At 67.2% G+C, this 26,616-nt stretch carries 28 protein-coding genes; 13 read left to right on the top strand and 15 right to left on the bottom strand.

From position 1 onward, the window contains the following. Window positions 1-59: 59 nt before the first annotated feature. Both SBI67_RS02850 and SBI67_RS02845 read left to right on the top strand, forming a co-directional pair. Window positions 60-779 (top strand): response regulator transcription factor, encoded by a 720-nt coding sequence (locus SBI67_RS02850; protein WP_318979094.1) that lies wholly within the window; start codon window positions 60-62, stop codon window positions 777-779. Between the two features lie 59 nt (window positions 780-838). Beyond that, window positions 839-2,311 (top strand): sensor histidine kinase, encoded by a 1,473-nt coding sequence (locus tag SBI67_RS02845; RefSeq protein ID WP_318979093.1) that lies wholly within the window; start codon window positions 839-841, stop codon window positions 2,309-2,311. Here SBI67_RS02845 and SBI67_RS02840 read toward each other — a convergent pair. Further along, window positions 2,299-2,703, bottom strand: coding sequence for an HIT family protein (locus tag SBI67_RS02840; RefSeq protein WP_318979092.1), 405 nt, complete (start codon window positions 2,701-2,703; stop codon window positions 2,299-2,301). The two genes, SBI67_RS02845 and SBI67_RS02840, sit on opposite strands and share 13 nt — an antisense overlap. An 82-nt stretch (window positions 2,704-2,785) precedes the next feature. Here SBI67_RS02840 and SBI67_RS02835 point away from each other — a divergent pair, with 82 nt between their 5' ends. After that, complete coding sequence (locus tag SBI67_RS02835) at window positions 2,786-4,009, top strand: bifunctional glycosyltransferase family 2/GtrA family protein (RefSeq protein WP_318979555.1); 1,224 nt, start codon at window positions 2,786-2,788, stop codon at window positions 4,007-4,009. Here SBI67_RS02835 and SBI67_RS02830 read toward each other — a convergent pair. Next, window positions 4,006-4,854 (bottom strand): LLM class flavin-dependent oxidoreductase, encoded by an 849-nt coding sequence (locus SBI67_RS02830; protein WP_318979091.1) that lies wholly within the window; start codon window positions 4,852-4,854, stop codon window positions 4,006-4,008. The genes SBI67_RS02835 and SBI67_RS02830 overlap by 4 nt on opposite strands. An 80-nt stretch (window positions 4,855-4,934) precedes the next feature. Between SBI67_RS02830 and SBI67_RS02825 the strand changes: the two genes are divergently transcribed. Beyond that, complete coding sequence (locus tag SBI67_RS02825; protein ID WP_318979090.1) at window positions 4,935-5,936, top strand: Lrp/AsnC family transcriptional regulator; 1,002 nt, start codon at window positions 4,935-4,937, stop codon at window positions 5,934-5,936. Here SBI67_RS02825 and SBI67_RS02820 read toward each other — a convergent pair. From SBI67_RS02820 to SBI67_RS02780, 9 genes are all read right to left on the bottom strand, one after another. After that, a complete protein-coding gene (locus SBI67_RS02820) occupies window positions 5,933-6,754 on the bottom strand; it encodes an SDR family NAD(P)-dependent oxidoreductase (protein ID WP_318979089.1) in 822 nt (273 codons plus the stop codon). The genes SBI67_RS02825 and SBI67_RS02820 overlap by 4 nt on opposite strands. Before the next feature lie 28 nt (window positions 6,755-6,782). Then, window positions 6,783-7,199, bottom strand: a complete 417-nt coding sequence (locus SBI67_RS02815; RefSeq protein ID WP_318979088.1) for a nuclear transport factor 2 family protein — start codon at window positions 7,197-7,199, stop codon at window positions 6,783-6,785. Between the two features lie 69 nt (window positions 7,200-7,268). Further along, a complete protein-coding gene (locus SBI67_RS02810; protein ID WP_318979087.1) occupies window positions 7,269-8,402 on the bottom strand; it encodes an NDMA-dependent alcohol dehydrogenase in 1,134 nt (377 codons plus the stop codon). Window positions 8,403-8,493: 91 nt separating this feature from the next. Next, complete coding sequence (locus SBI67_RS02805; protein WP_318979086.1) at window positions 8,494-9,033, bottom strand: nuclear transport factor 2 family protein; 540 nt, start codon at window positions 9,031-9,033, stop codon at window positions 8,494-8,496. Between the two features lie 2 nt (window positions 9,034-9,035). Then, the gene (locus SBI67_RS02800; RefSeq protein ID WP_318979554.1) at window positions 9,036-9,242 is read right to left on the bottom strand and encodes a ferredoxin; all 207 of its coding nucleotides are present in this window, start codon (window positions 9,240-9,242) and stop codon (window positions 9,036-9,038) included. Between the two features lie 9 nt (window positions 9,243-9,251). Continuing rightward, window positions 9,252-10,607 carry a lanosterol 14-alpha demethylase gene (locus tag SBI67_RS02795; protein WP_318979085.1) on the bottom strand — a complete coding sequence of 452 codons (1,356 nt, stop codon included), beginning with the start codon at window positions 10,605-10,607 and terminating at the stop codon, window positions 9,252-9,254. Further along, on the bottom strand, window positions 10,604-11,431 hold the full coding sequence (locus SBI67_RS02790; RefSeq protein WP_318979084.1) for an SDR family oxidoreductase: 828 nt from the start codon (window positions 11,429-11,431) through the stop codon (window positions 10,604-10,606). Before SBI67_RS02790 ends, SBI67_RS02795 begins: the two co-directional genes overlap by 4 nt. Window positions 11,432-11,452: 21 nt before the next feature. Then, the gene (locus tag SBI67_RS02785; protein WP_318979083.1) at window positions 11,453-12,655 is read right to left on the bottom strand and encodes a cytochrome P450; all 1,203 of its coding nucleotides are present in this window, start codon (window positions 12,653-12,655) and stop codon (window positions 11,453-11,455) included. After that, entirely contained in the window at window positions 12,652-13,248 is a 597-nt protein-coding gene (locus SBI67_RS02780; RefSeq protein ID WP_318979082.1) for a TetR family transcriptional regulator, read from the bottom strand. The genes SBI67_RS02785 and SBI67_RS02780 overlap by 4 nt, the downstream gene beginning before the upstream one ends. 174 nt (window positions 13,249-13,422) lie before the next feature. Here SBI67_RS02780 and SBI67_RS02775 point away from each other — a divergent pair, with 174 nt between their 5' ends. From SBI67_RS02775 to SBI67_RS02755, 5 genes are read left to right on the top strand one after another with little or no spacing between them, the layout of a single operon-like run. Continuing rightward, complete coding sequence (locus tag SBI67_RS02775; RefSeq protein WP_318979081.1) at window positions 13,423-14,892, top strand: aldehyde dehydrogenase; 1,470 nt, start codon at window positions 13,423-13,425, stop codon at window positions 14,890-14,892. Between the two features lie 12 nt (window positions 14,893-14,904). After that, entirely contained in the window at window positions 14,905-15,657 is a 753-nt protein-coding gene (locus tag SBI67_RS02770; protein ID WP_318979080.1) for an SDR family oxidoreductase, read from the top strand. Further along, a complete protein-coding gene (locus SBI67_RS02765) occupies window positions 15,654-16,496 on the top strand; it encodes an NAD(P)-dependent oxidoreductase (protein WP_318979079.1) in 843 nt (280 codons plus the stop codon). Before SBI67_RS02770 ends, SBI67_RS02765 begins: the two co-directional genes overlap by 4 nt. A 2-nt stretch (window positions 16,497-16,498) precedes the next feature. After that, on the top strand, window positions 16,499-16,930 hold the full coding sequence (locus SBI67_RS02760; RefSeq protein ID WP_318979078.1) for a carboxymuconolactone decarboxylase family protein: 432 nt from the start codon (window positions 16,499-16,501) through the stop codon (window positions 16,928-16,930). Then, window positions 16,920-18,152 carry a hypothetical protein gene (locus SBI67_RS02755; protein WP_318979077.1) on the top strand — a complete coding sequence of 411 codons (1,233 nt, stop codon included), beginning with the start codon at window positions 16,920-16,922 and terminating at the stop codon, window positions 18,150-18,152. The genes SBI67_RS02760 and SBI67_RS02755 overlap by 11 nt, the downstream gene beginning before the upstream one ends. 50 nt (window positions 18,153-18,202) lie before the next feature. Here SBI67_RS02755 and SBI67_RS02750 read toward each other — a convergent pair whose 3' ends face one another. Together SBI67_RS02750 and SBI67_RS02745 are read right to left on the bottom strand one after the other, a co-directional pair. Next, window positions 18,203-18,796, bottom strand: a complete 594-nt coding sequence (locus SBI67_RS02750; protein ID WP_318979076.1) for a TetR/AcrR family transcriptional regulator — start codon at window positions 18,794-18,796, stop codon at window positions 18,203-18,205. Between the two features lie 9 nt (window positions 18,797-18,805). Further along, window positions 18,806-20,035 (bottom strand): cytochrome P450, encoded by a 1,230-nt coding sequence (locus SBI67_RS02745; RefSeq protein ID WP_318979075.1) that lies wholly within the window; start codon window positions 20,033-20,035, stop codon window positions 18,806-18,808. 114 nt (window positions 20,036-20,149) lie between these two features. Here SBI67_RS02745 and purD point away from each other — a divergent pair, with 114 nt between their 5' ends. After that, window positions 20,150-21,427, top strand: coding sequence for a phosphoribosylamine--glycine ligase (purD, locus tag SBI67_RS02740; RefSeq protein WP_318979074.1), 1,278 nt, complete (start codon window positions 20,150-20,152; stop codon window positions 21,425-21,427). Here the strand turns inward: purD and SBI67_RS02735 are convergent. Beyond that, window positions 21,413-22,309 carry an alpha/beta hydrolase gene (locus tag SBI67_RS02735; RefSeq protein WP_318979073.1) on the bottom strand — a complete coding sequence of 299 codons (897 nt, stop codon included), beginning with the start codon at window positions 22,307-22,309 and terminating at the stop codon, window positions 21,413-21,415. The two genes, purD and SBI67_RS02735, sit on opposite strands and share 15 nt — an antisense overlap. Window positions 22,310-22,389: 80 nt before the next feature. Here SBI67_RS02735 and SBI67_RS02730 point away from each other — a divergent pair, with 80 nt between their 5' ends. From SBI67_RS02730 to SBI67_RS02720, 3 genes are read left to right on the top strand one after another with little or no spacing between them, the layout of a single operon-like run. Then, on the top strand, window positions 22,390-22,998 hold the full coding sequence (locus tag SBI67_RS02730; protein WP_318979072.1) for a TetR/AcrR family transcriptional regulator: 609 nt from the start codon (window positions 22,390-22,392) through the stop codon (window positions 22,996-22,998). A gap of 18 nt (window positions 22,999-23,016) precedes the next feature. Beyond that, window positions 23,017-24,435, top strand: coding sequence for an adenylosuccinate lyase (gene purB, locus SBI67_RS02725; protein ID WP_318979071.1), 1,419 nt, complete (start codon window positions 23,017-23,019; stop codon window positions 24,433-24,435). Then, window positions 24,432-25,646, top strand: coding sequence for a cytochrome P450 (locus SBI67_RS02720; protein ID WP_318979070.1), 1,215 nt, complete (start codon window positions 24,432-24,434; stop codon window positions 25,644-25,646). Before purB ends, SBI67_RS02720 begins: the two co-directional genes overlap by 4 nt. Window positions 25,647-25,649: 3 nt before the next feature. On the opposite strand, the gene SBI67_RS02715 is transcribed toward SBI67_RS02720, so the two are convergent. Beyond that, window positions 25,650-26,528 (bottom strand): PDDEXK-like endonuclease domain-containing protein, encoded by an 879-nt coding sequence (locus tag SBI67_RS02715; protein WP_318979069.1) that lies wholly within the window; start codon window positions 26,526-26,528, stop codon window positions 25,650-25,652. Window positions 26,529-26,616: the final 88 nt, after the last annotated feature.

Raw genomic sequence — 26,616 nt, 5'->3', positions numbered from 1 at the left:
ACAGGAATCTCACAGTCGGTATGCAGGTTGAGTCCAAACGGCGGGTGGACAGTAGCTGTATGGCAATTGCGGCGGTACCTGAAAGCATTCCCGAAGCGCGGATCCTCGTGGTGGACGACGAGGTGAATATCGTCGAGCTGCTCTCGGTGAGTCTGAAGTTCCAAGGTTTCGAGGTGCACACCGCGTCCAACGGACCGGCCGCCCTGGACAAGGCGCGGGAGGTCAAGCCGGACGCGGTGATCCTCGACGTGATGATGCCCGGCATGGACGGCTTCGGGGTGCTGCGCCGGCTGCGGGCCGACGGTATCGACGCCCCGGCGCTGTTCCTCACCGCGCGGGACACCCTGCAGGACAAGATCGCCGGGCTGACTCTGGGGGGTGACGACTACGTCACCAAGCCGTTCAGCCTGGAAGAGGTGGTGGCCCGGCTGCGGGTCATCCTGCGGCGCACCGGACGGGGTATCGAGGAACCGCGCAATGCCCGGCTGACCTTCGCCGATATCGAACTCGACGAGGACACCCACGAGGTGTGGAAGGCCGGCGAACCGGTCTCACTGTCGCCGACCGAGTTCACCCTGCTGCGCTACTTCATCATCAACGCCGGCACCGTGCTGTCCAAGCCGAAGATCCTCGACCACGTGTGGCGCTACGACTTCGGCGGTGACGTCAACGTCGTCGAGTCCTACGTGTCCTACCTGCGGCGCAAGATCGACACCGGGGAGAAGCGGCTGCTGCACACGCTGCGCGGGGTCGGTTACGTGCTGCGCGAGCCGCGCTGATCGCGCCGACGATTCCGGAACAGCCGGACGGCCGGGCGATTCCGGCCAACAATGAGTACATGACCGACAATCCCCGGCGCGGGGTGCCGCTGCGGGTTGGCCTGGTGGCCGCGACCTTGGTGCTGGTGGCATTCGGCTTGCTCGCCTCCGGCGTCGCCGTCACCTCGATCATGTCGCACACCGAGGTGGACCGGATCGACCAGACGCTGCTGGACGCGTCCCGCAGCTGGGCGCAGGCTCCCCGCCGGATGCCGACGCAGCCCACCGAAGATCCGAATCCGGCCCGACCACCGTCGAACTTCTACGTCCGGGGGATCGGACCCGACGGCCACATCTGGATGGCGGTCAACGATCGCGACGCCGAACCCGACCTGCCCGACGACAACAACGTCGGCCCGGTGCCGGTGACCGTCGGATCGGTCGACGGATCCCGCGTCGAGTGGCGTGCCATGACGGTCCGCGGCCCGCACGGCGAGCTGACCACCGTGGCGATCGACCTGTCGGAAGTGCAGTCCACGGTGCGCGCGCTCATCTACGCCCAGGTCGGGATCGGCGTGGCCGTGCTGTTGGTGCTCGGCGTGGCCGGCTTCGCCGTGGTGCATCGCAGCCTGCGCCCGCTGGTGGAGGTCGAGCAGACCGCCGCTGCCATTGCCGCAGGCGAGCTGGATCGCCGTGTACCGCAACGTGATCCACGAACCGAGGTGGGTCGGCTGTCGCTGGCACTGAACGGCATGCTGGCCCAGATCCAACGCGCGGTGGCCTCCTCGGACGCCTCCGCCGAGCAGGCGCGCCGTTCCGAGGAGCGGATGCGCCGCTTCATCACCGACGCCAGCCACGAACTGCGCACTCCGTTGACCACCATCCGCGGTTACGCCGAGCTGTACCGCCAGGGCGCGGCCCGCGACGTGGACATGCTGATGGGCCGTATCGAGAGCGAGGCCCGCCGGATGGGCCTGCTGGTCGAAGACCTGCTGCTGCTGGCCCGCCTCGACGTCCAGCGACCGTTGGAACGCAACCGGGTGGACCTGTTGGCACTGGCCAGCGATGCCGTGCACGATGCGCAGTCGGTGGCTCCCGCCCGGCACATCCGGATGGAGGTGTTCGACGGTCCGGGCACGCCGGAGGTGCTCGGCGACGACGCCCGGCTCCGCCAGGTGCTGAGCAACCTGGTGGCCAACGCCCTGCAGCACACCCCGGAATCCGCTGGTATCACGGTTCGGGTCGGCACCGAGGGCGATCATGCGGTGCTGGAGGTCTGCGACGAGGGCCCGGGGATGAGCAGTGAGGATGCCCAACGCGTCTTCGAACGGTTCTATCGGGCGGACTCGTCCCGCACGCGGGCCAGCGGTGGCACCGGACTGGGGCTGTCCATCGTCGATTCTCTGGTCTACGCCCACGGCGGAACCGTGTCGGTGCAAACCGCTCCCGGACACGGCTGCCGGTTCCGGGTCAACCTGCCGCGCATCGCCGAGATCAGCACAGAAGCCGTCCCTGCGGCCTTGCCCGCGCCGGACGCCGTTCAGGTGAGCTGAGTCAGCGCCGCCTTGATCCGGGCCTGGGCATCGTCGAGCGATTCCGGTGACGGGTTGCGGTCCACGTTGGCGAATCCGAAATCGCTGAGGTTGCGGGCCGGGAACACGTGCACGTGCAGATGCGGCACCTCCAGCCCGGCGATGATGACGCCGGCTCGGTCGGCGTCGAACGCCGTGGTCACCGCCTTGCCGATGAGCTGGGACACCGACATCACCTTGCCGAACAGCTCGGGGTCCAGGTCCTGCCAGTTGTCCACCTCGGCGCGCGGCACCACCAAGGTGTGGCCCGGCGTCATGGGTTCGATGGTCAGGAACGCCACCACCTCGTCGTCCTGGTAGACGAAACGGCCGGGGAGCTCCCCGTTGATGATCTTGGTGAAGACGGTCGCCATGGCTACCGAGCATAGTCAGGGTGCAGCAAGCTCCCAGGGGCACGGCAGTGGGGTGGCAGCTTATTACGCGAGCGTGAAGGATATGACGGAGCTGGCTCGCCCCCAGACTGACGGGGGCCGGTTCTCGGCTGCGCCGGACACCCCGGTTCTCGACATCGTCATCCCGGTGTACAACGAGGAGCGGGCGCTGCCCGCCTGCGTTACCCGACTCCACCGCTACCTCACCGAGCAGGTGCCCTACCCGACCCGGATCACGGTGGCCGACAACGCCAGTACCGATTCCACTCTCGCGGTGGCGCGGCGGCTGGCCGGTGAACTGCCCGGCGTCGAGGTGATCCGGCTGGACCGCAAGGGCCGCGGCGGCGCGCTGTACACCGCATGGATGGCCTCACCCGCCGTCGTGGTGGCCTACATGGACGTCGACCTGTCCACCGATCTGTCGGCACTGATGCCGTTGGTGGCTCCGCTGATCTCCGGACACTCCGATGTGGCCATCGGATCGCGGTTGGCGGCGTCGGCCCGGGTGGTGCGCGGGCCTAAGCGCGAATTCATCTCGCGCTCATACAATTTCATTCTCCGGGGCGCGCTCGGCGCGCAGTTCTCCGATGCGCAATGCGGATTCAAGGCGGTGCGCGCCGACGTGGCCCGACAACTGTTGCCGTTGGTGGTCGACACCGGCTGGTTCTTCGACACCGAACTGCTGGTGATCGCCGAACGCGCCGGCCTGCGCATCCACGAGGTCCCGGTGGACTGGGTCGACGACCCGGACTCCCGCGTCGACATCGTCGCCACCGCGATCGACGACCTCAAGGGCTGCTGGCGGGTCGGTCGGGCGCTGGCATCGGGTGCACTGCCCCTGCGTGAGCTGCAGGTCAGCCTCGGACGCGAACCGCTGGTGCCCGGCGTGCCGCCCGGTTTGGTGGGGCAGCTGGCCCGGTTCTGCATCGTCGGCGTCATCAGCACCATCGTGTACGCCGTGCTGTTCATCCTGCTGCACGCGGCGATGGGGGCCCAGGCGGCAAACCTGACGGCGTTGCTGCTCACCGCGATCGGTAACACGACGGCCAACCGCGCGTTCACCTTCGGCATCCGGGGGCGCACCGGGGTGGCGCGGCACCAGGCCAGCGGTCTGCTGGTCTTCCTGTTCGGACTGGCCATCACCAGCGGTTCGCTGCTGGTGCTGCACCACTTCGGCTTGACCAAGGACAAGGCCGTCGAACTGTCGGTGCTGGTGGTCGCCAACCTGGTGGCCACGTTGGTGCGCTTCGTCGCGCTGCGCCGGGTGTTCGGGGTGCACCGGCGCTAGAGAATCGCGTCGGCAAGCCGGTCGAGCTGGTCGAGTCCGGCGGTCGTGGGATGGAACAGCAGCCGGTCGAACCCCATATCTCGATACCGGCGAACCGTGGCGCGGGCCTCGTCGGCGGAGCAGACCATATCGTCGATATTCACCTGCGCGTACTCGGGGCTGAAGCCGTAATAGCGGGCCAGGTGCGCCTTTCCGGCGTCGACGATGTCCTCGGGTCCCATCCCGAAATTCACCGACGCCTGGAGGTAGGGGCGGCCGCTGCGGCCCGCGGCCACCCAGCCGTCCTGGATACGGCCGACGAGCTCGGCCTGGATGTCGTAGTGGCGGACCGCGCCGGCAGCCCAGCCGTCGCCGACGGTGGTCACCCGCCGGACCGTGGCTGCCGAGTGGCCGCCGAACAGCAGGGGAACCGAGATGGGCGCAGCGCATACCGCGGCAGTGCCGGTATCGGTCCACAGTCCGCGCAACTGCTCGACCTGTTCGTCGAGGATTTTGCCTCGGCGATCGAAATCAGTTCCGGTGCTGGCATAGTCGTCGCGCCTGTTGCCGACGCCGAGACCGATCACCAGCCGGCCACCGGATATCTGTGCCACCCCGGCGATCTCCTTGGCCAGCGGTACCACCGGATAGACCGGGGCGAGCAGGACATTCGTCACCAGTGTGACGTCGGTGCTGGCACCGGCCGCGGCGGCCAGCGCGATGAGCGAGTCCAACCCCGGGTAGCGCAGCCGGTCGATGGTGGCCAGCGACTCGAATCCGCGTGCTTCGGCGCGCCGTGCCCACTCCGCGATGCTCCCGCCCGCGACCCCGGCGATGTGGTTCGGCAACCCGATTCCCAGTTTCATGATGTCCAGCATCGTTCGGCTGAGTGAATCCGGCCAGGGATCCGCATCTAAACGGCAAAAATCGGCGGCAAAGGCGTCAGATGCGTAGTGTTATCGACACCATGGAGCGCCTGGACGGTCAAATTCTGCACGCTTTGCAGATCGCGCCGCGGGTGCCGTTCCGGCGAATCGCGGAGGTCATCGGCACCGGTGAGCAGACGGTCGCCCGGCGCTACCGGGCGCTGCGCCGCGACGGCGTCCTGCGGGTGGTGGGAGTCGTCAACCCGAGGATGTATGGCGAGTGCCAGTGGCTCGTGCGGGTGCGGGCCAAACCGGAGAATCTGCCCAAACTGGCGGCAGCGCTGGTCCGTTGGCCGGAGGTGACGCACGCCAACGTGCTGTCCGGCGGCACCGAACTGATCTGCGTCATCCGCGCGCCGATCGGTGACACCGGCGACGGGCTGCTGCACCGGCTGCCCCGGACGTCGGCGGTTCTCGACGTCCGAGTGGACTTGGTGCTCAATGTGTTCGGGCAGGCGTCCGGCGGCCACTGGACCGGGCACGGCCACGCTCTGAACGAGCAGCAGCTCGCCGCGCTGCAACCGCCGGGAATCGTGCGTCCACCTCCACCGAGCCCACCGTCCGCCGATGACCGGCTGTTGATCGACGCCCTGGCCGATGACGGCCGCATCTCCGACAGCGCGCTGGCCGCCCGCACGGGATGGTCACCGGCGCGAGTCAAGCGCCGGCTGGCGGCACTGCAGGACTCCGGCACCCTGTCCTACGACCTCGACGTGCTGCCCGAACTGCTTGGATTCACGGTGAACGCGACGATCTGGATCTCTACCGCGCCGCGGCATCTCGCCGCGACGGCCGAACAGATCGTGGCGCATGACGAGGTGGCGTCGGTCATCGCGGTCAGTGGCTCGGCCAACCTGATGGTGGTGGTGATATGCCGCGACGTCGAACACCTCTACCGCTACCTGGCGGAGCGGCTGGCCACCGTCGAGCACATCCAGACCTATGACGTCAGCATCCGCAGCAAGCGGCTCAAACAGGTCGGCTCGCTGATCGCGCACGGCCGGTTGGTCCGGGCGGGCTAACCGCCGATCAGGGCGTGGACCTCCTCGATCGCATAGGGTGCGGTGTCCTTGTGGTCCCGATAACTGATGAATCCGGTTGTCGGGCGCGCGAATTCACCGACGAAACCGCCGGCGGCGATGAAGATCCGCCCGGTCACGTCGGCGGCCAGGTCACTGGCGAGATACCCGTAGGTGGGGGCGACGTACTCGGGCGGGCCGGCATCCAGCGCACCCTGGGCGCTGACATCGTCGAGCAGGCCGCGCCGGTTCAGCTCGGCGATATGCCGCTCGTAATCGGCGCCCTCCGATAGCCGGGTGCGCGCGCCCGGGCACACCACATTCGCCCGTACGCCGTGCTCTTTGAGTTCGGCGGCGATGGCCAGTGTCAGGCCGTTCACCCCGCCCTTGCCCGCCGGGTAACCGGTTCCCCCGTAGTCGCCGAGGAATGCGAACGAGCTGGTGTTCACGATCGCTCCCGCGCCCTGCCGGACCAGGTGTGGGGCGGCGGCCCGGCACGTCTCGAAGGCGGTCAAGAGGTGCGCGTCGAGCAGATCACGGAATTGGGCCGAACTGACGGTCAGGATCGAGGATCCGACCGGCTCGGCGGTGCCGGCACAGTTGATGAGGATGTCGATCCGACCGTAAGCCTGCACGCATGCCTCGATCAGACCGTCGGCCACGACCGGATCGGCCGGTGAACCGGCGAAGCCGAGGCCCGAAACCTGCTGGGCGGCTTGATCGGTAGCCACCGGGTCACGGCCGTTGACCACCACCGAAGCGCCCTGGGCGGCCAGCAGCTCGGCGACGGCCAGACCGATCCCGCGGGTGCCGCCGACCACGACGGCGGCCCGCCCGGCCAGCAGCGCGCTAATCGGCCTTCGCCTCGGTGAACTCCATCGCGTCCATGTTCCAGTAGCCGCGCAGATTGGTGATCAGACCGGCGTCGTCGACTCGGTAGGTGAACACGCCACGCACGCTGGCGACGAAGCCGTTCGGGAATTCGGTGCGCAGCACCAGGATGTAGGCGATCTCGTTGGGGGAGCTGGACGGGAACGTCGCCTCGCACGTCACTGTCAGCTGGTTCGGTCCGATATTGGTGTCGTAGAAGGCGGCCAGCGCTTCCTTGCCGCGCACCCCGGTGCCGTCGGGGTTGGTGACAGCCTCCCCGATCGGGTCCTCGAGCACGACGTCGTCGGCCATCAAGGTCAGCCAGCCCGCGCGGTCGCCGGACTGCACGGCGCGCCACGACGCCTGGGACGCCCGCACGACGGGGGATTCGGACATGTCTCTCCTCATGGCGATTTGTGGAGCGGCACCCGTAATGATTACGGGCGCCGCTCCACAAATCCCGGGTTAGCGATCGGCGTCGGTGTAGCGGATGACGCCGCGGATGTTGCGGCCTTCCAGCATGTCCTGGTAGCCGTCGTTGATCTGCTCCAGCTTGTACTGCCGGGTGACCATGTCATCGAGGTTGAGCCGGCCGGCCTTGTACATCGACAGCAGCTGCGGGATGTCGTGGTGCGGGTTGCCGCCACCGAAGATGGTGCCCTGCAGGCGCTTCTGCAGCAGGGTCAGCATCGAGAGGTTGAGCTTGACGTCGTTGCTGGCCATGTTGGCCACGGCGGTGGCCACCACGGTGCCGCCCTTGGCGGTGATGTTCATGTAGTGGTCGATGTCCTCGCCCTTGAGCTCGCCCACGGTCACGATGGTCTTGTGCGCCATCCGGCCGTTGGTGACCTCGGCGACCCCGGCCATCGCGGAGAAGATGTCCGGATAGGCGTGGGTGGCGCCGAACTTGAGTGCGTTGTCGCGCTTGAACTCCACGGGATCCACCGCGAAGATGTTGCGGGCACCGGCGTTGAGTGCACCTTGCAGGGCTCCGGTGCCGACGCCGCCGACACCGACGATCACCACATCGTCGCCGGGGCGGACATCACCGCTGCGGACGGCCGAGCCGTACCCGGTGGTCACGCCGCAGCCGACCAGGCAGGCGACCTCGAAGGGGATGGACGGGTCGATCTTCACGACCGAGCTCTTGTGCACCACCATGTAGGGGCTGAACGTGCCGAGCAGGGTCATCGGGATGACGGGCTGACCGTTCTTGGCAGCGTGGATGCGATACGTGCCGTCGGACACTGCGGTCCCGGCGAGCAGCCCGGCTCCCAGGTCGCAGAGGTTGCGCAGACCCTCCTGGCACGCCGGACATTCACCACAGGACGGGATGAACGACAGCACCACATGGTCACCCGGGGCGATGTGCTCGACGCCGGGGCCGACCTCGGTGACGACGCCGGCGCCTTCGTGGCCGCCGAGCACCGGGAACCCGGCCATCGGGATATCGCCGGTGACCAGGTGATGGTCGGAGTGGCACATGCCCGAGGCTTCCATCTGGATCTTGACCTCGTCCTTGACGGGATCACCGATCTCGATTTCCTCGATCGACCATGGCTGGTTGAATTCCCAGATCAGAGCGCCTTTGGTCTTCATATCTCCTGCTTTCGACGAGAGCCTCGAGCTCAAGACTAGAGGCTCTAGTTAGCCACATCACACCGCTCCCAAGCAACCGCTTGGTGGTGATTCACCAGATGGGCACTGGAGACTGGCCGAGCGGGTAGTAGCCGGGCAACTTCTCGCCGGCCAGTGAGCGTTCGATGCGCTTCTGCATGGTCGGCGTGAGGTCACCCGAGGTGATCAGGTCCATGAATGCCTTCTGCACATGCCCGAAGTCGAAGAAGTCGCGCTGCCATTCGATCAGTAGCTCGTCATTCAGCCGGAACCAGCTCCCGCCAATGCCGTAGATCTCGTCGGTGGTTCCGTCGGACTTGTTGGCGATCTGCTTCCAGAAGCCGACGATCTCGTTCTGCTTGTCGTCGATGAGCACCTTCTGGTACTCGTACACCCAGTTCTCCAGGCCCTCCATCTCCAAACCCAGTGCCACATCGCGGATTTCGGCGCGGCCGATGCACATGACATCTTCCTTGGGGCCGATGTTCCAGCCGTAGGTGGCGTCCTCGGTGTAGAAGTCCGCCAACGGTTTCCAGTCGCCGGCCGCCTCGGCGTCCCGGTTTGCCTGCAGCCAGTGCTGGGTCCAGTCCTCGAGTTGCTCGCGTGACGCCATTGTCAGTCCTTTTCTTCAAGAGATAGTGCTCGGGTGGGGCACATGTCGATGGCTCGCTCCACGTCCTCGCGGAGCTCGTCGGGCGGTTCGGCATCGACGATCTCGACGACGCCGCGTTTGGGTACCTTGAACACGTCGGGGGCCTCGAGCTCGCACATCGCGTGACCTTGGCACAGGTCCTCGTCGAGTTCGATTCGGTAACAGCCCATCATCGGCTCCTAGGATGTGCGCTTGCGGTAACGGACCTTCGCCGGCCGCGCCAATTGGACGACCATCTTGGAGTGGTCGTTGCGGTAGCTTTCCGGTGGCTGGGCCATCTCGAATTCGTACTCGCGCAGCAACACCGAGAAGATGGCCTTGATCTGCATCTGCGCGAACGCCGCACCCACGCAGCGGTGCCTGCCTGCGCCGAACGGGATCCAGGTCCACCGGTTGATCAGATCTTCCTGGCGCGGCTTGTTGTAGCGGTCCGGGTCGAAGGCGTCCGGATCGGGGAAGTCCTCGGGGATCCGGTTCGAGATCGCCGGTGAGGCGGCCACCATCTGACCTTTGTGTATCGGGTGCCCGGCCACCTCGAATTCGTCTTGGGCGACTCGCATCAGGATGATCAGCGGCGGGTGCAGGCGCAGCGTCTCCTTGAGCGCGTTGTCGATGTTCGGGATCTGGCGCAGCGCATGGAAACTCACCTCCTGGCCGTCGGAGTAGAGGTCGTCGAGCTCGGCCTGCACCTTGGCGTAGAACTCGGGGTGGCGCAGCAGCTCGATCAGCGTCCAGGACGAGGTGCCCGAGCTGGTGTGGTGCCCGGCGAACATCAGCGAGATGAACATGCCGGTCACCTCGTTGGCCGAGAAGCGCGGGTTGCCGTCCTCGTCCTTGATCGAGACCAGCACGTCGAGCAGGTCACGATCACTCTTGTCGGTCGGCGGGTTGGCGATTCGCCCGTCCATGACCTCCTGCACCAGCTCGACCAGGCTGGCCCGCGCCTCGTCGCGGATCCGGAAGCTCTCGATGGGCAAGTAGGGGTCGACGTAGCACAGCGGGTCGGTACCGCGTTCCAGCAGGTGATAGTAGTTCGCGAACCGGGAATCGAGCTGGTTGCGGAACTTCAGCCCGATCAGACACGCCGTCGACGTGTAGATGGTCAACTCGGCGAAGAACTCCAGCAGATCGATCTCGCCGGTGTCACCCCAGTTCTCGATCATCCGCCGGACTTCGTTCTCGATGGTGGCGGCGTGACCCTTCATCTGTTCGCCGCGCAGCGCGGTGTTGTGCAGCATCTCGGCGCGCCGCTCGGGGTCGGCGTCGAACACCACGCCCTCGCCGAAGATCGGCGTCATGAACGGATAGGCCTCGGCCTGGTTGAGTTCGCTGTCGGTGGACCGGAAGAAGAACTCGTTGGCCTCCGACCCGGTCAGCAGCACGACCTGCTTGTCGGCGAGCTGGAACCAGCCGGCGTCACCGCACTCCTCGCGGACCCGCCGCATCAGTCCGATCGGGTCGGTACGGAACTCCTCCAGGTGGCCGTGCTCCAGCTCGCCGCCCGAAACCCGTTGTACCTCTTCGATAATCGTCACGACGTCGGCATCCCTTCTGCGCCGAGCGCCAGCTTCTGACGGTCTGTGACATCGGCCAGTGGAGCCTCCGGCTGCAACTCCATGTTGGCGATGAACCCGCCGCGCGGCGTCTCGGCGACGAACGTGATGGCGCGTGCCAGATCGGCTGCGCGCAGGAAGTAGTCGTGCCGCGCCTGTCCCCATTTGGCCCAATCCTCCAGCGCAGGGCCGATCAGCTCGGCAGGCAGGCTCCAGCCCATGGCGGTCTTGGTGGGCCCGGGATGCACGATCGAGGCGCGCACTCCGGTGCCTTCCAACTCCATCTGATAGTTGTGCACCATGGCGACCAGGGCTGCCTTGGCGGCACCGTAGGCGCCCATGTGCGGCCGCTGCCGCAGGGCCACATCGGATCCGACGAAGATCAGGTCGCCGCGCCGGCGCTCCAGCATGCCGGGCAGCACCGCCCCGGCCACGCGGTTGGCGCCGATCAGGTGGATCTGCACTTGGGATTCGAATTGTTCGGTACTGATCGCCTCGAGCTTGCCGAAGTAGGTGTCGCCGGCGCCGGCCACCAGCACCTCGATGTCACCGAGTTCGGCGGTGGTCTGTTCGACGGCGGCCTTCACCGAATCCGGGTCGGTGACGTCGAGGTGCACGGCGATGGCCTCACCGCCGTCGGCGCGGATCTTCTCGACGATCTCCTGCAACTTGTCGACCCGGCGTGCACCGAGCGCGACGGGAAATCCATTGGCGGCCAGTTTGATCGCGGTCGCCTCTCCGATGCCGGAGGAAGCGCCGGCGACCAGTGCGGGACGGCGATCGGGAAGGGGATCGAATCTGGGCATGCAAGAAGGCCTTTCGGGCTGTCAGCGGTGCTGGACGGTGATCGGGAGGTGAGCGAATCCCCGGACGCTGCTGGAGTGCACGCGGACCGAGTTGGCCTCGTCCACCTCGTATCCGCGGATCCGCTTGAACAACTCGGTCAGCGCCACCCTCGCCTCCATGCGGGCCAGATGCGCCCCGAGGCAGAAGTGGGCTCCGCTGCCGAAACTCACCAGCTTCGAACCGATATCGCGACCGATGCGGTACTCGTCGGGGTTCTCGAAAGCGCGCTCGTCCCGGTTGGCCGAACCGGCCAGCAGCACCAGTACGTCGCCGGCGGGAACGGTGGTGTCGTAGAACGTCAGGTCTTCGACCACCGCGCGAGCCAGGATCTGGCTGGACGTGTCATACCGTAGCGTCTCCTCGACCCACGCCGGGATGAGCCCGTGGTCGTCGAACACCGGGGCCAGCTGGTCGGGAAACTTGGCACCCCAATATGCGGCGTTGGCAAGCAGTTTGGTGGTGGTCTCGTTGCCGGCCACCACCATGAGGAACAGGAAGGCCATGATCTCGTCGTCGGTGAGCTTGTCACCGTCGATCTCGGCCTCGACGAGCGCCGAGGTCAGGTCGTCGGTGACACCGTTGCGGCGCTGCCGGACCATGTCGGCGTAGTAGACCAGCAGCTCGCCGGAGGCCTCGATGGCCGACGCCGGCACGTCGGCCACACCGTCCTCGCGGTGCATGACACCGTCGGCAAGGGCCCGGATGTGCACCCGGTCTTCCTCGGGCACGCCCATCAGTTCGGAGATGACGTCCATCGGCAGCTTGCCCGCGAAATCGTCGACGTAGTCGAACGTGTCGCTCTGCAGGGCGGCATCGAGATGCTGTACCGCGATCTCGGTGACCCGACCCTCCAATTCGCGGATCCGCCGCGGGGTGAAACCCTTGGACACCAGGGTGCGCAACCGCAGGTGGGCTGGATCGTCGAGGGCGAGAAACGACATCACCCGGTGCGCCTCGTCGTTGCGCGAGATCGGATCGAGGGCGACGCCGTGCTTGTTGGACAGCGCGACACTGTTGCGGAAACCCTGCACGACGTCACTGTGTCGGGACAGCGCCCAGAACTTGAGGTCCTCGTTGCGGTACAGCGGCGCCTCGTCCCGCAGCCGGCGATAGTACGGATACGGATCCTCGTGGAAGTCGTAGTCATACGGATCCAGCAGGGGTGCAGCGGTGTTCAGGCTCATTGGTGGTCTCCGAGTAGCAGGCCGACGACGTAGCTGAGTCGGTCGGCGATCTGGTGGTAGGTGAAGGCACCGCTGCCCGCGTTGACGAGGGCGCCGAAGTACGTCATCTCGAGCGCGGAGACCACCCGGGGGTCGGCGTCCGGCCCGACGGCGGTGCGGATGCGCCGGTGAATCTCGGCGCCGATCCGGTCGCGCACCGTGCGCACCGTCTGATCGGCACCGGTCAGCAGCGCGGCCGTGCACGCGGCGGCCACCTCGGGTTCGTCGGCGACCACCAGCGCCATGCTGCGCAAGGCCTGTTCGACGCGGCTTGCCATCGGTTCGTTCACATCGGTGAAGTAGGGCACCTGCTTCACCAGGTCCAGGTAGATCTCGGCGATCAGGTGATTCTTGGACGAGAAGTAGGTGTAGGCGGTGGCCGGCGCGACCTTGGCGCGGGCGGCCACCGCCCGCACCGTCAGGTCTGAGTACGAGGACTCGCGCAGCATCTCCAGGCCGGCGGTGAGGACCTTTCGAAAGGTCTCTTCCTGCCGGCGGTTGCGCGGGGAATCCCCGGCTTCACTTGTGACGGCTGCCACGGCATCGCTGGACACATGTCTAAGTTATCCGACAATGGCTGCGCGCGGCAAGCTACTTCTTCAAAACGCCACTAAAACAGCACTATTGACGCCGCGCAGGCGACCCGCCCTTGCCTCTTTCGGTGGGCTGGGGCTATCGTTCGGATCAAAGTCACCGGACAGCTGTCCAGAATGTGTGAGGGAGAACCGATGCCACTGCTGGCTGACCGCGAGAGCCGGTTGTTCATCGACGGCAAACTGGTCACCGCGGGTGCGGGGACCTTCCAGACGATCAACCCCGCCACCGAGGAAGTCCTCGGCGTGGCGGCCAACGCCGACGAATCCGACATGTCGGCCGCCATCGGCGCGGCCCGCACCGCATTCGACACCACCGATTGGTCGACCGACACCGAGCTGCGGGTGCGCTGTCTGCGTCAGCTGCGGGCAGCGATGCAATCGCACGTCGAGGAATTGCGCGATCTGACCATCGCCGAGGTGGGTGCGCCGCGCATGCTGACCGCCGGCGCCCAGCTGGAAGGCCCGATCGACGACCTGGCCTTCGCCGCCGACACCGCGGCGGGCTACGCGTGGCGCACCGATCTCGGACACGCAGCACCGCAGGGGATTCCGACCAATCGGACCATCGCCCGCGAGGCCGTCGGCGTGGTCGGCGCGATCACCCCGTGGAACTTCCCGCACCAGATCAACTTGGCGAAGGTCGGCCCGGCGCTCGCCGCCGGTAACACCTTGATCCTCAAGCCCGCGCCGGACACCCCGTGGGCGGCCGCCGTGCTCGGGGAGCTGATCGCCGAGCACACCGATTTCCCGCCCGGCGTGATCAACATCGTCACCTCCGACGACCACGGTGTCGGCGCGATGCTGTCCAAGGACCCGCGAGTGGACATGGTGTCGTTCACCGGGTCCACCAGCACCGGCCGCGCCGTGATGATCGATGCCGCCGCCACGATCAAGAAGGTGTTCTTGGAGCTCGGCGGTAAGTCGGCCTTCCTGGTGCTCGACGACGCCGATCTGGGCGGCGCCTGCGCGATGGCCGCGTTCACCGTGGCCATGCACGCCGGTCAGGGCTGCGCCATCACCACCCGCCTGGTGGTCCCCAGGGCGCAGTACGACGAGGCCGTCGAGGCCGCCGCTGCGACGCTCGGCGGCATCAAACCCGGTGACCCGAACAGCAAGCGCACCGTGTGCGGGCCGGTGATCTCGGCGCGGCAGCGGGACCGGATCCAGGGGTACCTGGACTCGGCGATCGCCGAGGGCGGCCGGTTCGCCTGTGGTGGCGGCCGGCCGGCCGATCTGGATACCGGCTTCTTCGTCGAACCGACCGTGATTGCGGGCCTGGACAATTCGGCCAAGGTGGCCCGTGAGGAGATCTTCGGTCCGGTGCTCACGGTCATTGCCCACGACGGCGATGATGACGCGGTGCGGATCGCCAACGATTCGCCCTACGGATTATCGGGCACGGTGTTCTCCGCTGACGATGCTCGCGCGCAGGCCGTGGCCGCCCGGTTGCGGGTCGGCACCGTCAACGTCAACGGCGGCGTCTGGTATTCGGCCGACGCGCCGTTCGGTGGCTACAAGCAGTCCGGGATCGGCCGCGAGATGGGCGTGGCCGGCTTCGAGGAGTACCTGGAAACCAAACTCATCGCGACCCTGGCGAACTGAAGGAGAACCACAGTGGGGCAATTCGACAACAAAGTCGGCATCGTCACCGGTGCCGGCGGCGGCATCGGCCAAGCCTATGCCGAGGCGCTGGCGCGCGAGGGCGCGGCGGTGGTGGTGGCCGATATCAACGTCGAGGGTGCGCAGAAGGTCGCCGACGCCATCAAGGGCGAGGGCGGCACCGCGCTGGCGGTCCGCGTCGACGTGTCCGACCCCGAATCGGCCAGGGACATGGCGGCGCAGACGCTTTCGGAGTTCGGCGGCATCGACTACCTGGTGAACAACGCCGCGATCTTCGGTGGCATGAAGCTGGACTTCCTGCTGACCGTCGACCCGGACTACTACAAGAAGTTCATGAGCGTGAACCTCGACGGCGCACTGTGGTGCACCCGCGCGGTGTACAAGAAGATGGCCAAGCGCGGCGGCGGCGCGATCGTCAACCAATCCTCCACCGCGGCGTGGATGTACGCGAACTTCTACGGTTTGGCCAAGGTCGGCGTCAACGGTCTGACCCAGCAGCTCTCCCGGGAACTGGGCGGGCAGAACATCCGCATCAACGCCATCGCACCCGGGCCGATCGACACCGAGGCCAACCGCACCACCACCCCGCAGGAGATGGTCGCCGACATCGTCAAGGGCATCCCGCTGTCCCGGATGGGCCAGCCCGAGGACCTTGTCGGCATGTGTCTTTTCCTGTTGTCGGATCAGGCGAAGTGGATCACCGGGCAGATCTTCAACGTCGACGGCGGACAGATCATCCGCTCATGAAGCTCGGCTACATCGGCCTGGGCAACCAGGGTGCGCCGATGGCCAAGCGGCTGGCCGACTGGCCGGACGGGTTGATCGTCTTCGATGTCCGAACCGAGGCGATGACCCCATTGGCCGAACTGGGCGCGATGCTGGCCGACGATGTCGCCGGCGTTGCCGCGGCGGATGTCATCAGCGTGACCGTGCTCAACGACGCCCAGGTGCGTGACGTCGTCGCCGAACTGGGCCGGCATGCCGGCGGGGGCACCGTCATCGCGATCCATTCCACCATTGAGCCCGACACCGCCGCCGAACTGGCCGAGCTGGTGGCGCCCAAGGGAATTCATATCGTCGATGCCCCGGTCAGTGGGGGCGCGGGGGCAGCCGAGAAGGGTGAACTGGCCGTCATGGTCGGTGCCTGTGACGAGGCCTACGAACGGGTCAAGCCGGTGTTCAAGAAGTGGGCGTCGTTGGTGGTGCGTGCCGGTGAGCCCGGCGCGGGTACCCGGATGAAGCTGGCCAGGAACATGCTGACCTTCGTCGGTTTCGCGGCGTCCTGCGAGGCGATGGCCTTGGCCGAGGCGGCCGGTATCGACCTGCAGAAGCTGGGAAGGGTGGTCCGGCACAGCGATGCGCAGAGTGGTGGCCCTGGCGCGATCATCCTGCGCGACGACACCACACCCCTGGCGCCGGATCATTGGCTCTACCAGATGTTCACCCATACCCGCGGGCTCGCCGAGAAGGACCTGACGCTGGCCCTCGGGCTGGGCGATGCGCTGGGAGTGGATCTGCCGTTGGCTCAGGTGGCGTTGCAGAACCTGGCCGACGGTCTCGGAGTACCGCACACGAAGGAGCAGTGAGGATGACCGATCGCCGTCAGCAGGGCCTGCAGAAGATGAACGAGGTCTACGGCTGGGAGATGCCCGATGTGCAGGGCGACCCGTTCTTCGACCTCACCGTGGAACACCTCTTCGGCACCATCTGGACCCGGCCCGGACTGTCGATGCGCGACAAACGCCTGCTGACCCTGGCGGCGGTGACCGCGGTGGGCAATTCGGATCTCGCCGAGATCCAGATCAACGCCGCCCTGCACAACGGAGAGCTCACCGCAGAGGAACTCAAAGAGGTGTCGGTGTTCCTGACCCACTACCTCGGATTCCCGTTGGGCTCCAAGCTGGACGGGGCGGTCAGCAAGGTGGTGCGCAACCGGAAGAAGGGCACCGGTGCGGACAAGAAGGCCAACGTCGACGCCGCGGTGAAGATGCACTCCGGGGGCGGCGCCGATGACAAGTAGGTACGCCGCGCTGACCCGGGACGAGCTGGCGACCCTGGTCCCCGAGCTGCTGCTGATCGGACAGTTGATCGACCGCTCCGGAATGGCTTGGTGCATCAGCAGTTTCGGTCGCGACGAGATGCTGCAGATCGCCATCGAGGAGTGGGCGGCCGCCAGCCCGCTGTACACCAAGCGGATGCAGAAGGCGCTCAACTACCAGGGCGACGACATCTTCACCCTGTTCAAAGGACTGCAACTGGATATCGGTGCACCGCCGCAGTTCATGGATTTCCGCTATATCGTGCACGACCGCTGGCACGGCGAGTTCTATCTGGATCATTGCGGTGCACTGCTGGACGTGGAGCCGATGGGCCCCGACTACGTCAAGGGCATGTGCCACGACATCGAGGATCCGACCTTCGACGCCACCGCACTGGCCACCAATCGGAGGGCGCAGGTCCGGCCCATCCACCGGCCCCCGAGAACACCGGCCGACCGGCAACCGCACTGCGCGTGGACGGTGATCATCGACGAGTCCCACCCGGAGGTGCCGTTCATCCCGGAGATCGACCTCGTCGCCGCCACCCACGCCCATGCGTGTGAATTGGACCCGATCGACCCGGATGACGAAGGCAACGCCGACTATTCGGGTGATCTGCTCGCCGACGTCGACTTCGCCGCGTTCTCGCACTCGGCGCTGGTCCGGATCGCCGACGAGGTGTGCCTGCAGATGCATCTGCTGGTCAAGTCGTTCACCATCGCGGTGGAAAAGCGGGCTAAGGACGATGCGGCGCTGGCTCGGTCGATCCGAACCAAGCAGCTGATCGGCATCGCCGGGGTGGCCGCGGCCCGAATTCACAAGGCGCTCAAGCTCGGCAACGACGCCGAGGGTGCGTTGCGGGTGCTGGAATTGCACCCGTTGCTCAATCCGGCGGCCTACGTATACGCCCGGGTGCAACCGGACTCCGTGCACGTACGCCCGTCACCGGCACATGACGACGGTGCGTGGATCTCGCTGGTCTCACCGACCGCCGACGCTCCGCTACAAGCCATCGTCGCTGCGGTCGACCCGCACCTGCGCGCCGAGGTATCCGGCAGCGAGTCGGACTGGACCGTGCGGGTGATCACGACCGACACCGCGGCCAAGAAGCTGCCCGAGGTGGAGGTCTGCGAATTCAGCGGTGGCGCATCCTGGGTGTTCGAGGAACGAAAGTCGCTGCCGCTCACCGTCGTCTCGTCGTGATTTGTGGAGTCCTACCCGTAATCATTACGGGTAGGGCTCCACAAATCGCACTAACGGCGCAGCGCCGGCGCGACCCAGCGGCGCAGGTAATCGCGCAGCCGGGCGCCGGTGCGCGGCGGACGGCCCGGGTCGATCACGAACGACTGGATGATGCGCAGCAGGTACTCGGCCAGCTCGTCGAGTTCATCGTCGTCGAAACCCGCTGCGGCCCAATCGACGTCGAAGCGACGTACCACCGACTGCGCGAACTGTAGACCGAGGTCGGAGGTCACCGATTCGGTGTGCGCCGGCGTACGGCCCGGCGCCAACAACAACCCGATGTGCTTGTCCTTGGGTAACCACTCCAGCGCGGTCGCGATGGCCTCGACGGCGGCATCCATCGGATCGGTCAAGCCCTCGATGTGGGCCGCGAGACGGTCCAGGAAATCGGTGGCAGCGACGACGCCGGCCTGGATCAACAGCGCATCGGTGCTGGGGAAGTAGCGGTACACCGTCTGCCGGGTGACGCCCAGGGTGCGCGCAATGTCGGCGATGGAGAAATCGGCGCCGCGCTCGTCGATGGCCTTGCCCGCGGCGGCCAGGATGCGCGCGACGGCCTCATCGTCGGACGCCGGGGCGTCGCCGGACCAGCCGTGGGTGCGCACCCGGGCAGCTTACTGGTAGGCGACCTGCAGGTCCTTGACGCCGTTGATCCAGCCGGAGCGCAGTCGCTGGGGTTCGGCGAGCTTCGAGATGTCGGGGATCTGGTCGGCGATCTCGTTGAACATCAGCTTGATTTCCATGCGGGCCAGGTTGGCGCCGATGCAGAAGTGAGCACCGTTCCCGCCGAACGCCAGATGCGGATTCGGGTTGCGCAGGATGTCGAACCGGAAGGGGTTCTCGAAGACCTCTTCGTCGTAGTTGGCCGAGCTGTAGAACAGCCCGGCGCGCTGGCCCTTGCCGATGGTGACCCCGCCGACCTCGGTGTCCACCAGCGCGGTGCGCTGGAAGCAGTGCACCGGGGTGGCCCACCGGATGATCTCCTCGATGGCGGTGTCGGGCCGTTCGCGTTTGAAGAGCTCCCACTGGTCCGGGTTGTCGAAGAATGCGTTCATGCCGTGGGTCATCGCGTTGCGGGTGGTCTCGTTGCCGGCGACGGCCAGCAGGATGACGAAGAACGCGAACTCGACCTCGGTGATGGACTCTCCATCTATGTCGGCCTGCACCAGGCGGGTGACGATATCGTCGGCCGGACATGCCCGGCGCTGCTCGGCCATGGTGTACGCGTAGCCCATCAACTCCGCGTTGGCGGTGGTCGGGTCGGAGTCGAAATCCGGGTCGTCGGTGTTCATGATGCAGTTGGACCAGTGGAAGATCTTCTCCCGGTCTTCTTCCGGGACGCCGATGAGGTCCGCGATGGCCTGCAGCGGCAGGCCCATGGCGATGTCGTCGACGAAGTTGCCGGTGTCCTTCTCCTTGGCCGCGGCCACGATGGCGCGTGCCGAGTCGGCCAGTTTCTGTTCCAGCCCCGCCACCGAGCGGGGGGTGAACAGCCGGGACACCAGCTTGCGCAGTCGGGTGTGTTCGGGTGCGTCGTGATTGATGAGCAGTGCCTTGGTGAGCTCGAGCTGATCGGCGGTGATGCCGTCGGGTAGGCGCATGACCGCGCCTTTGGAGTTGGTGGACCAGATGTCGCCGTTGCGGGAGATGGCCTTGATGTCCTCGTGGCGGCTGATCACCCAGTAGCCGCCGTCGCCGAAGATCGATTCCTGCTGCTCGTTCCACCACACCGGCGCGGTCTTGCGCAGCGCGGCGAACTCGGTGACCGGAATGCCGCGCAACAGGACGTCTGGGTCTGTGAAGTCGATCCGGTCGCCGAAGGGGCAGGCATTTGTCGTGGTCATCGGTGTCCTCCTGTGACGTACCGCACTCGCTAAACCGACCATACACTGGAATGTCAACTGTATGGCCGCGGCTTTGGTGTCGGCGTCGGACCGCGGCCGATAGGGTGAGCACTCGTGCGCGTCCTCGTGATCGGATCCGGTGCCCGTGAACACGCCCTGCTGCTCGCCCTGAGCCGCGATCCGGGCGTCGACTACCTGGCCGTGGCCCCGGGTAACGCCGGCACCGCCGCTGTTGCCGAGCAATACGACGTCGATGCGACGTCGGGGGAGGCGGTCGTTGCGCTGGCGCAGCGGCTGAACGCCGACCTGGTGGTCATCGGCCCCGAGGTGCCCCTGGTGCTCGGGGTCGCCGACGCGCTGCGCTCCGCGGGCATCGCCACCTTCGGGCCGTCCAAGGATGCCGCCCGCATCGAGGGGTCCAAGGCGTTCGCCAAGGATGTGATGGCCGTCGCGGGGGTGCGGACCGCCACCAGTGAGATCGTCGACAATCCCGCTCACCTGGACGCGGCGCTGGACCGGTTCGGCCCGGCCGCCGGTCAGCGGGCCTGGGTGGTCAAGGACGACGGTCTGGCTGCCGGCAAGGGCGTCGTCGTCACCGCCGACCGGGACGCCGCCCGCGCCCACGCCGCCGAACTGCTGGAGACCGGGCACCCGGTGCTGCTCGAATCGTTCCTGGACGGTCCGGAGGTGTCGCTGTTCTGCGTCGTCGACGGCGAAACGGTGGTCCCCCTGCTGCCCGCGCAGGACTTCAAGCGCGTCGGCGACAACGACACCGGGCCCAACACCGGCGGGATGGGCGCCTACACGCCGCTGCCCTGGTTGCCGGCCGAGGTGCTCGCCCAGATCGTCGACGAGGTGGTGAAACCCGTTGCCGCCGAGATGGTCTCACGCGGCAGTGCGTTCTCCGGCCTGCTCTACGCCGGCCTGGCCATCACCTCCAACGGCCCCGCCGTCGTCGAATTCAACTGCCGTTTCGGCGATCCCGAGACGCAGGCGGTACTCGCCCTGCTGGACTCCCCGCTGGGGACGCTGCTGCACGCCGCCGCCACCGGCTCGCTGGCCGAGCATCCGCCGCTGCGCTGGCGCGACGGTTCGGCCGTCACGGTGGTCGTCGCCGCCGAGAACTATCCTGGCCGGCCGCGTGTCGGTGATGCGATCACCGGCTCGGAGGCCGAGGGCGTGCTGCACGCCGGTACCAGTCGGCGTGACGACGGTGCCATCGTGTCCTCGGGTGGCCGGGTGTTGTCGGTGGTGGGCACCGGCGCCGACCTGACCGCCGCACGGGCCGACGCCTACCGGCGGATCGACTCGATCCGGTTGCCCGGCAGTCATTTCCGCACCGATATCGGGTTGGCAGCTGCCGAGGGCCGGATCAGTCTAGGCGACCAGTAGCGGACCCAGCCAAGCCGCCTCGGCAGGCAGCTGCGAACTCCAGAAGCCGGCGTCGTGGCCGCCGGGCGAGAAGCCCCCCGCCGGCGGCGTCGGCAGCTGCGCGATGAACTCCCGCGTCGCCGACGCGAACGGGTCGCTGTTGCCGATGTCGATGCGGATCGGGATCTGGCCGAGCGCGGGCAGCCCCCACACACTGTTGGCGGCGTAGTCCTCGGCGCCGTCGAACGCTCCCGGCGCGGCCGCCCCTGACGATGTCCACAATGCCGGGCTGACCGCGCAGATCGCCGCGGTCCGCGCCGGGCCCAGCCGCGCGCCGAGCAGCAGCGCGCCGTATCCGCCCATCGACCATCCCAGGAAGCCGACCCGGGAGGTGTCCAGGCCCTGGGCCGCCAGCATCGGGATGAGTTCGTCGAGCACCATCGCGCCGGCGTCGTCACCGTCGGCGCGCTTGTGCCAGTACCCTCCGCCGCCGTCGACCGCCACCACCGCGAACGGCGGGATGCCGGTGGCCACCGCCTGCGCCAAACCGTCCTCCACCCCGCCGGCCATCACCGTGGCGGCGTCGCTGCCCTTGCCGTGCAGCGCGATGACGGGCCGCAGTGGCGCTGTCTGGCCGGGCGGGCGCGCGATGGCCCAGTTGGTGGTGATCCCGCCGCGAGCCGCCGACACGAACGACCCGGTGACATACGTCGGCGCCGGCTGCTGCGGCACCGGAGGCGGGGCGAGCGGCGCCCCCACACTCGTCATCGCCACCGGTGGGGCGGCGGTGTCCGGGGCGCTCGCGGCGGTGCCCAGCGCGTAGGCACCGGCCGCACCGGCGGCCGCGCCCAGGCCCAGTTGCAGAACCGTCCGGCGCGTCACGTCTGGCATGCGGGCCATCATGCCATCGGGCGCCCACCGAACTTGTGCAGTGGCTTGGTGATTGCCAAAAACCCCCATACAACAGGCCCTTTGCTGGCAGCATGCAAGGCGTGACGGCGGCAGTGACTCCCAAAGGGGAACGGCGGCGGGGCGCTCTTGTGAGCGCCGCCGCCGATCTGCTGTGCGAGGGCGGCATCGACGCGGTGCGCCATCGGGCAGTTGCGCGCCGGGCCGGTCTGCCATTGGCGTCGACGACCTACTACTTCTCCTCGCTGGAGGATCTCATCGCCAAGGCCGTCGAACATATCGGCGCCCGCGAGGCCGAGCAGATGAAGTCACAGGTGGCGACGCTGTCCCGGCGCAAGCGCGGCGCGGAGTCCACGGCCGACCTGCTGGTCGACCTGCTCGTCGGTGACGACCCCGGCTCGCGGGTGCCCGAACTGATCTCCCGCTACGAGCGCTATATCGCCTGCGCCCGGCAGCCCGAACTGCGCGATATCCAGCGCCGGATCCTGCGCCAGCGCACCGACGCCGTGGTCGAGGTGGTGGAGCGATCCGGGCGCACGGTGCACGCCGAACTGCTCACCGCGATGGTGCGGGCCGTCGACGGTGCGGTCGTCGCCGCCCTCGTCGACGACGGCGACACCCCGCGCGAGACTGCCCGCGCCACCCTGATGGATGTGATCGACGTTCTCGCGCCATTCGACTGACTCGTAAGCTGTGTGGTCGTGAGCATCCCGAACGTCCTGGCCAACCGCTACGCGAGTGATGAAATGGTGGCCATCTGGTCACCCGAAGCCAAGATCATCGCCGAACGCCGCCTGTGGTTGGCGGTGTTGCGGGCGCAGGCCGAGCTCGGCGTATCGGTGCCCGACGGGGTGGTGGCCGACTACGAACGCGTGCTGGAGAACGTCGATCTGGCGTCCATCGCGGCCCGCGAACGCGTCACCCGCCACGACGTGAAAGCCCGCATCGAGGAGTTCAACGCGCTGGCCGGACACGAGCATGTGCACAAGGGCATGACCAGCCGCGACCTCACCGAGAACGTCGAACAACTGCAGATCCGCCGATCACTGGAGCTGGTGTTCGCGCACGGGGTGGCCGTCGTGGCGCGGCTGGCCGAGCGGGCCGTGCTCTATCGCGACCTGGTGATGGCGGGGCGCTCGCACAACGTCGCGGCACAGGCCACCACGCTGGGCAAGCGCTTCGCGTCGGCGGCGGAGGAGACGCTGGTGGCATTGCAGCGGCTGCGTGAACTCATCGACCGTTACCCGCTGCGCGGCATCAAGGGCCCGATGGGCACCGCGCAGGACATGCTCGACCTCTTCGACGGTGACACCGCACGGCTGGCCGAGCTGGAGCGCCGCGTTGCCGAATTCCTGGGATTCGCAGACGTTTTCACCAGCGTCGGGCAGGTGTACCCGCGCTCGCTGGACCATGACGTGATCTCGGCACTGGTGCAGCTGGGGGCGGGACCGTCGTCGTTCGCCCACACCATCCGGTTGATGGCCGGCCACGAACTGGTCACCGAGGGCTTTGCGCCAGGGCAGGTCGGCTCGTCGGCCATGCCGCACAAGATGAACACCCGCTCCTGTGAACGCGTCAACGGCCTGCAGGTGGTGCTGCGCGGATACGCGTCGATGGCCGCCGAACTGGCCGGCGCGCAATGGAACGAGGGTGACGTGTTCTGTTCGGTGGTGCGCCGCGTGGCGCTGCCTGATGCCTTCTTCGCCATCGACGGTCAGACCGAGACCTTCCTGACGGTGCTCGACGAGTTCGGCGCCTACCCCGCGGTGATCCAGCGCGAGCTGGACCGCTACCTGCCGTTCCTGGCCACCACCCGCATCCTCATCGCCGCCGTGCGGGCCGGGGTGGGACGGGAGGCCGCCCACGAGGTCATCAAGGAACACGCCGTCGCGGTGGCGTTGGCCATGCGCGAAAAGGGTTCGGAGCCAGACCTGTTGGACCGGCTGGCGGCCGACCCCCGGTTGCCGCTGGACCGGGTGGCGCTCGACGCCGCGCTGGCCGACCGTGCGGCGTTCAGCGGCGCGGCCTCGGCGCAGGTCGACACCGTGGTCGGCGCGGTCGACGAGCTGGTGAGCCGCTACCCCGAGGCGGCCAAGTACACCTCGGGTGCCATCTTGTGACCCTGCCGGATCTGACCGATCTGGATAATTTCGCTCAGGGGTTTCCCCATGAGCTGTTCGCCGCGCATCGCGCGCAGGCGCCGGTGTACTGGCACGAACCCACCGAACACACCCCGGACGGCGAGGGCTTCTGGTCGGTTGCCACCCACGCCGAAACCCTTGCCGTGCTGCGTGACCCGGTGACGTTCTCGTCGGTCACCGGTGGCCCGCGGCCCTACGGCGGCACGTTGTTGCAGGACCTGGCGATCGCCGGCCAGGTGCTCAACATGATGGACGATCCGCGGCATGCGCAGATCCGCAAGCTGGTGTCGTCGGGACTGACACCGCGGATGATCGCGCGCGTCGAAGACGACCTGCGGTCTCGGACCCGCGCCCTGCTGGACGCCGTCACACCCGGTGAGCCCTTGGACTTCCTGGTCGAGGTGGCCGCCGAGCTGCCCATGCAGATGATCTGCATCCTGCTGGGAATCCCGGAGTCCGAACGGCATTGGCTGTTCCACGCGATCGAGCCGCAGTTCGACTTCTCCGGTCGCAGTGCGTCGGTCGGTCAACTGACCGCCGAGGAAGCCGGCTCACGGATGTACACCTATGGCATGGAGCTGATCGCCGCCAAACGCGCGCAGCCCACCGACGACATGCTTTCGGTCGTCGCCAACGCCACCGATGCCGCGCTGTCGGACCTGGAGCTCTATCTGTTCTTCAGCTTGCTGTTCAGTGCCGGTGCCGAGACCACCCGCAACGCGGTGGCCGGGGGGCTGTTGTCGCTGATCTCCCATCCCGAGCAGTGGGCGGCCTTGCGGGCCGATAGGTCGTTGCTGCCCACGGCAATCGAGGAGATGGTGCGCTGGACCACGCCGTCGCCGTCGAAAAGACGCACCGCGACGCGGGACGTGACATTGGGCGGATGCGCGATCGAGGCGGGGCAGAAGGTACAGGTGTGGGAGGGCTCGGCCAACCGCGACTCGGCGGTGTTCGCCGACCCGGATGTCTTCGACATCACCCGTAAGCCGAACCAGCACTTGGGTTTCGGTTACGGCGTGCACTACTGCCTTGGTGCGAACCTGGCCCGGCTGGAGTTGCGGGTGATGTTCTCCGAGCTGCTGGCGCGGTTCTCCGGCGCACAGTTGGTGGCCCCGGTGGAGTGGACGCGCAGCAACCGGCACACCGGAATTCGGCACCTTTTCGTGCGATTTGTGGAGCCGCAGCCGTAATGGTTACGGGTGCGGCTCCACAAGTCTCTGCTTCAGAGCCCGTTTGATCTCTGCGACGACCCGGTCGGGGTACTCGTTGAGGTCCAACCACGTGAATCGGAGAACCTGCCAGCCCGCGAGAATCAACGCGTTCTGCCGGATCCGGTCGCTGTGAAACACCTCCGCGTCGCTGTGGAAGGCCCAGCCGTCGGTCTCCAGTGCCAGAGTGGCCGCGGGAAAGCCGTAGTCGACTTTGTACCCGGCCACCCGAAAGTTGGCCTTCCATCCGGTGATGCCGGCTTGCCGGAGCAGCTTCCCGAGCAGGCGTTCGGCCTCGGAACGTGCGCCATCCCCGGCCGCCAACAACAGGATGCGCGCTCTCGGCGAGCCGTGCCTGCCCTTGTTGTTCAGGTGGGATTTCCAAAGCTCGGGCAGTTCGAGGTGGCGCTGCAGTGCGGTGTCCATGACCTTGGCGCCTCCACCGCGACGGACGGCAGCCTCGATGACCGTCAACGGGAGGGTTGTCACACGAAGATCGCTGACCTCGATGATTTCACGTGGGTCGAGATCGCGTCGCCGCAGCTTGGTGCCGGGGTGCATCCGACGTCGCCGCTCTCTGGGAACGGTCACCTCGACGATGTCGGGAGCGAACTGCGTCAGGTGATGCCACCATGCCGCGGTCAACCCGCTGGCTACGCCTTCCGCGCCGTAGGACCACACGGCAGCGCGTACGCGCGCCGCATCGGTGAACTGCCGGTCGTCGGCGAAGTAGACACCGCGAGCGCAGCGGAGCCATTGTCCGCTGCGAACTCGGTAATCGATGTCGTCTTGGCTGAGGCCGGCCCGCAGAGCCTGCGCCAAGGTGATCACACCGTCGTGTTCGCGTAGGAGATCACTGAGCATGCTGTTTCGGACGCGGGCCGGCGCCGACAGGTTCCCATCTTTGTGATTTGTGGAGCCGTACCCGTAATGGTTACGGGTGCGGCTCCAC

Source organism: Mycolicibacterium chengduense (assembly GCF_033741155.1).
In the GTDB taxonomy this organism is placed as follows: domain Bacteria; phylum Actinomycetota; class Actinomycetes; order Mycobacteriales; family Mycobacteriaceae; genus Mycobacterium.
Note: the sequence above shows the minus strand (reverse complement) of the source record. Positions and strands in the feature narration are given on the sequence as shown.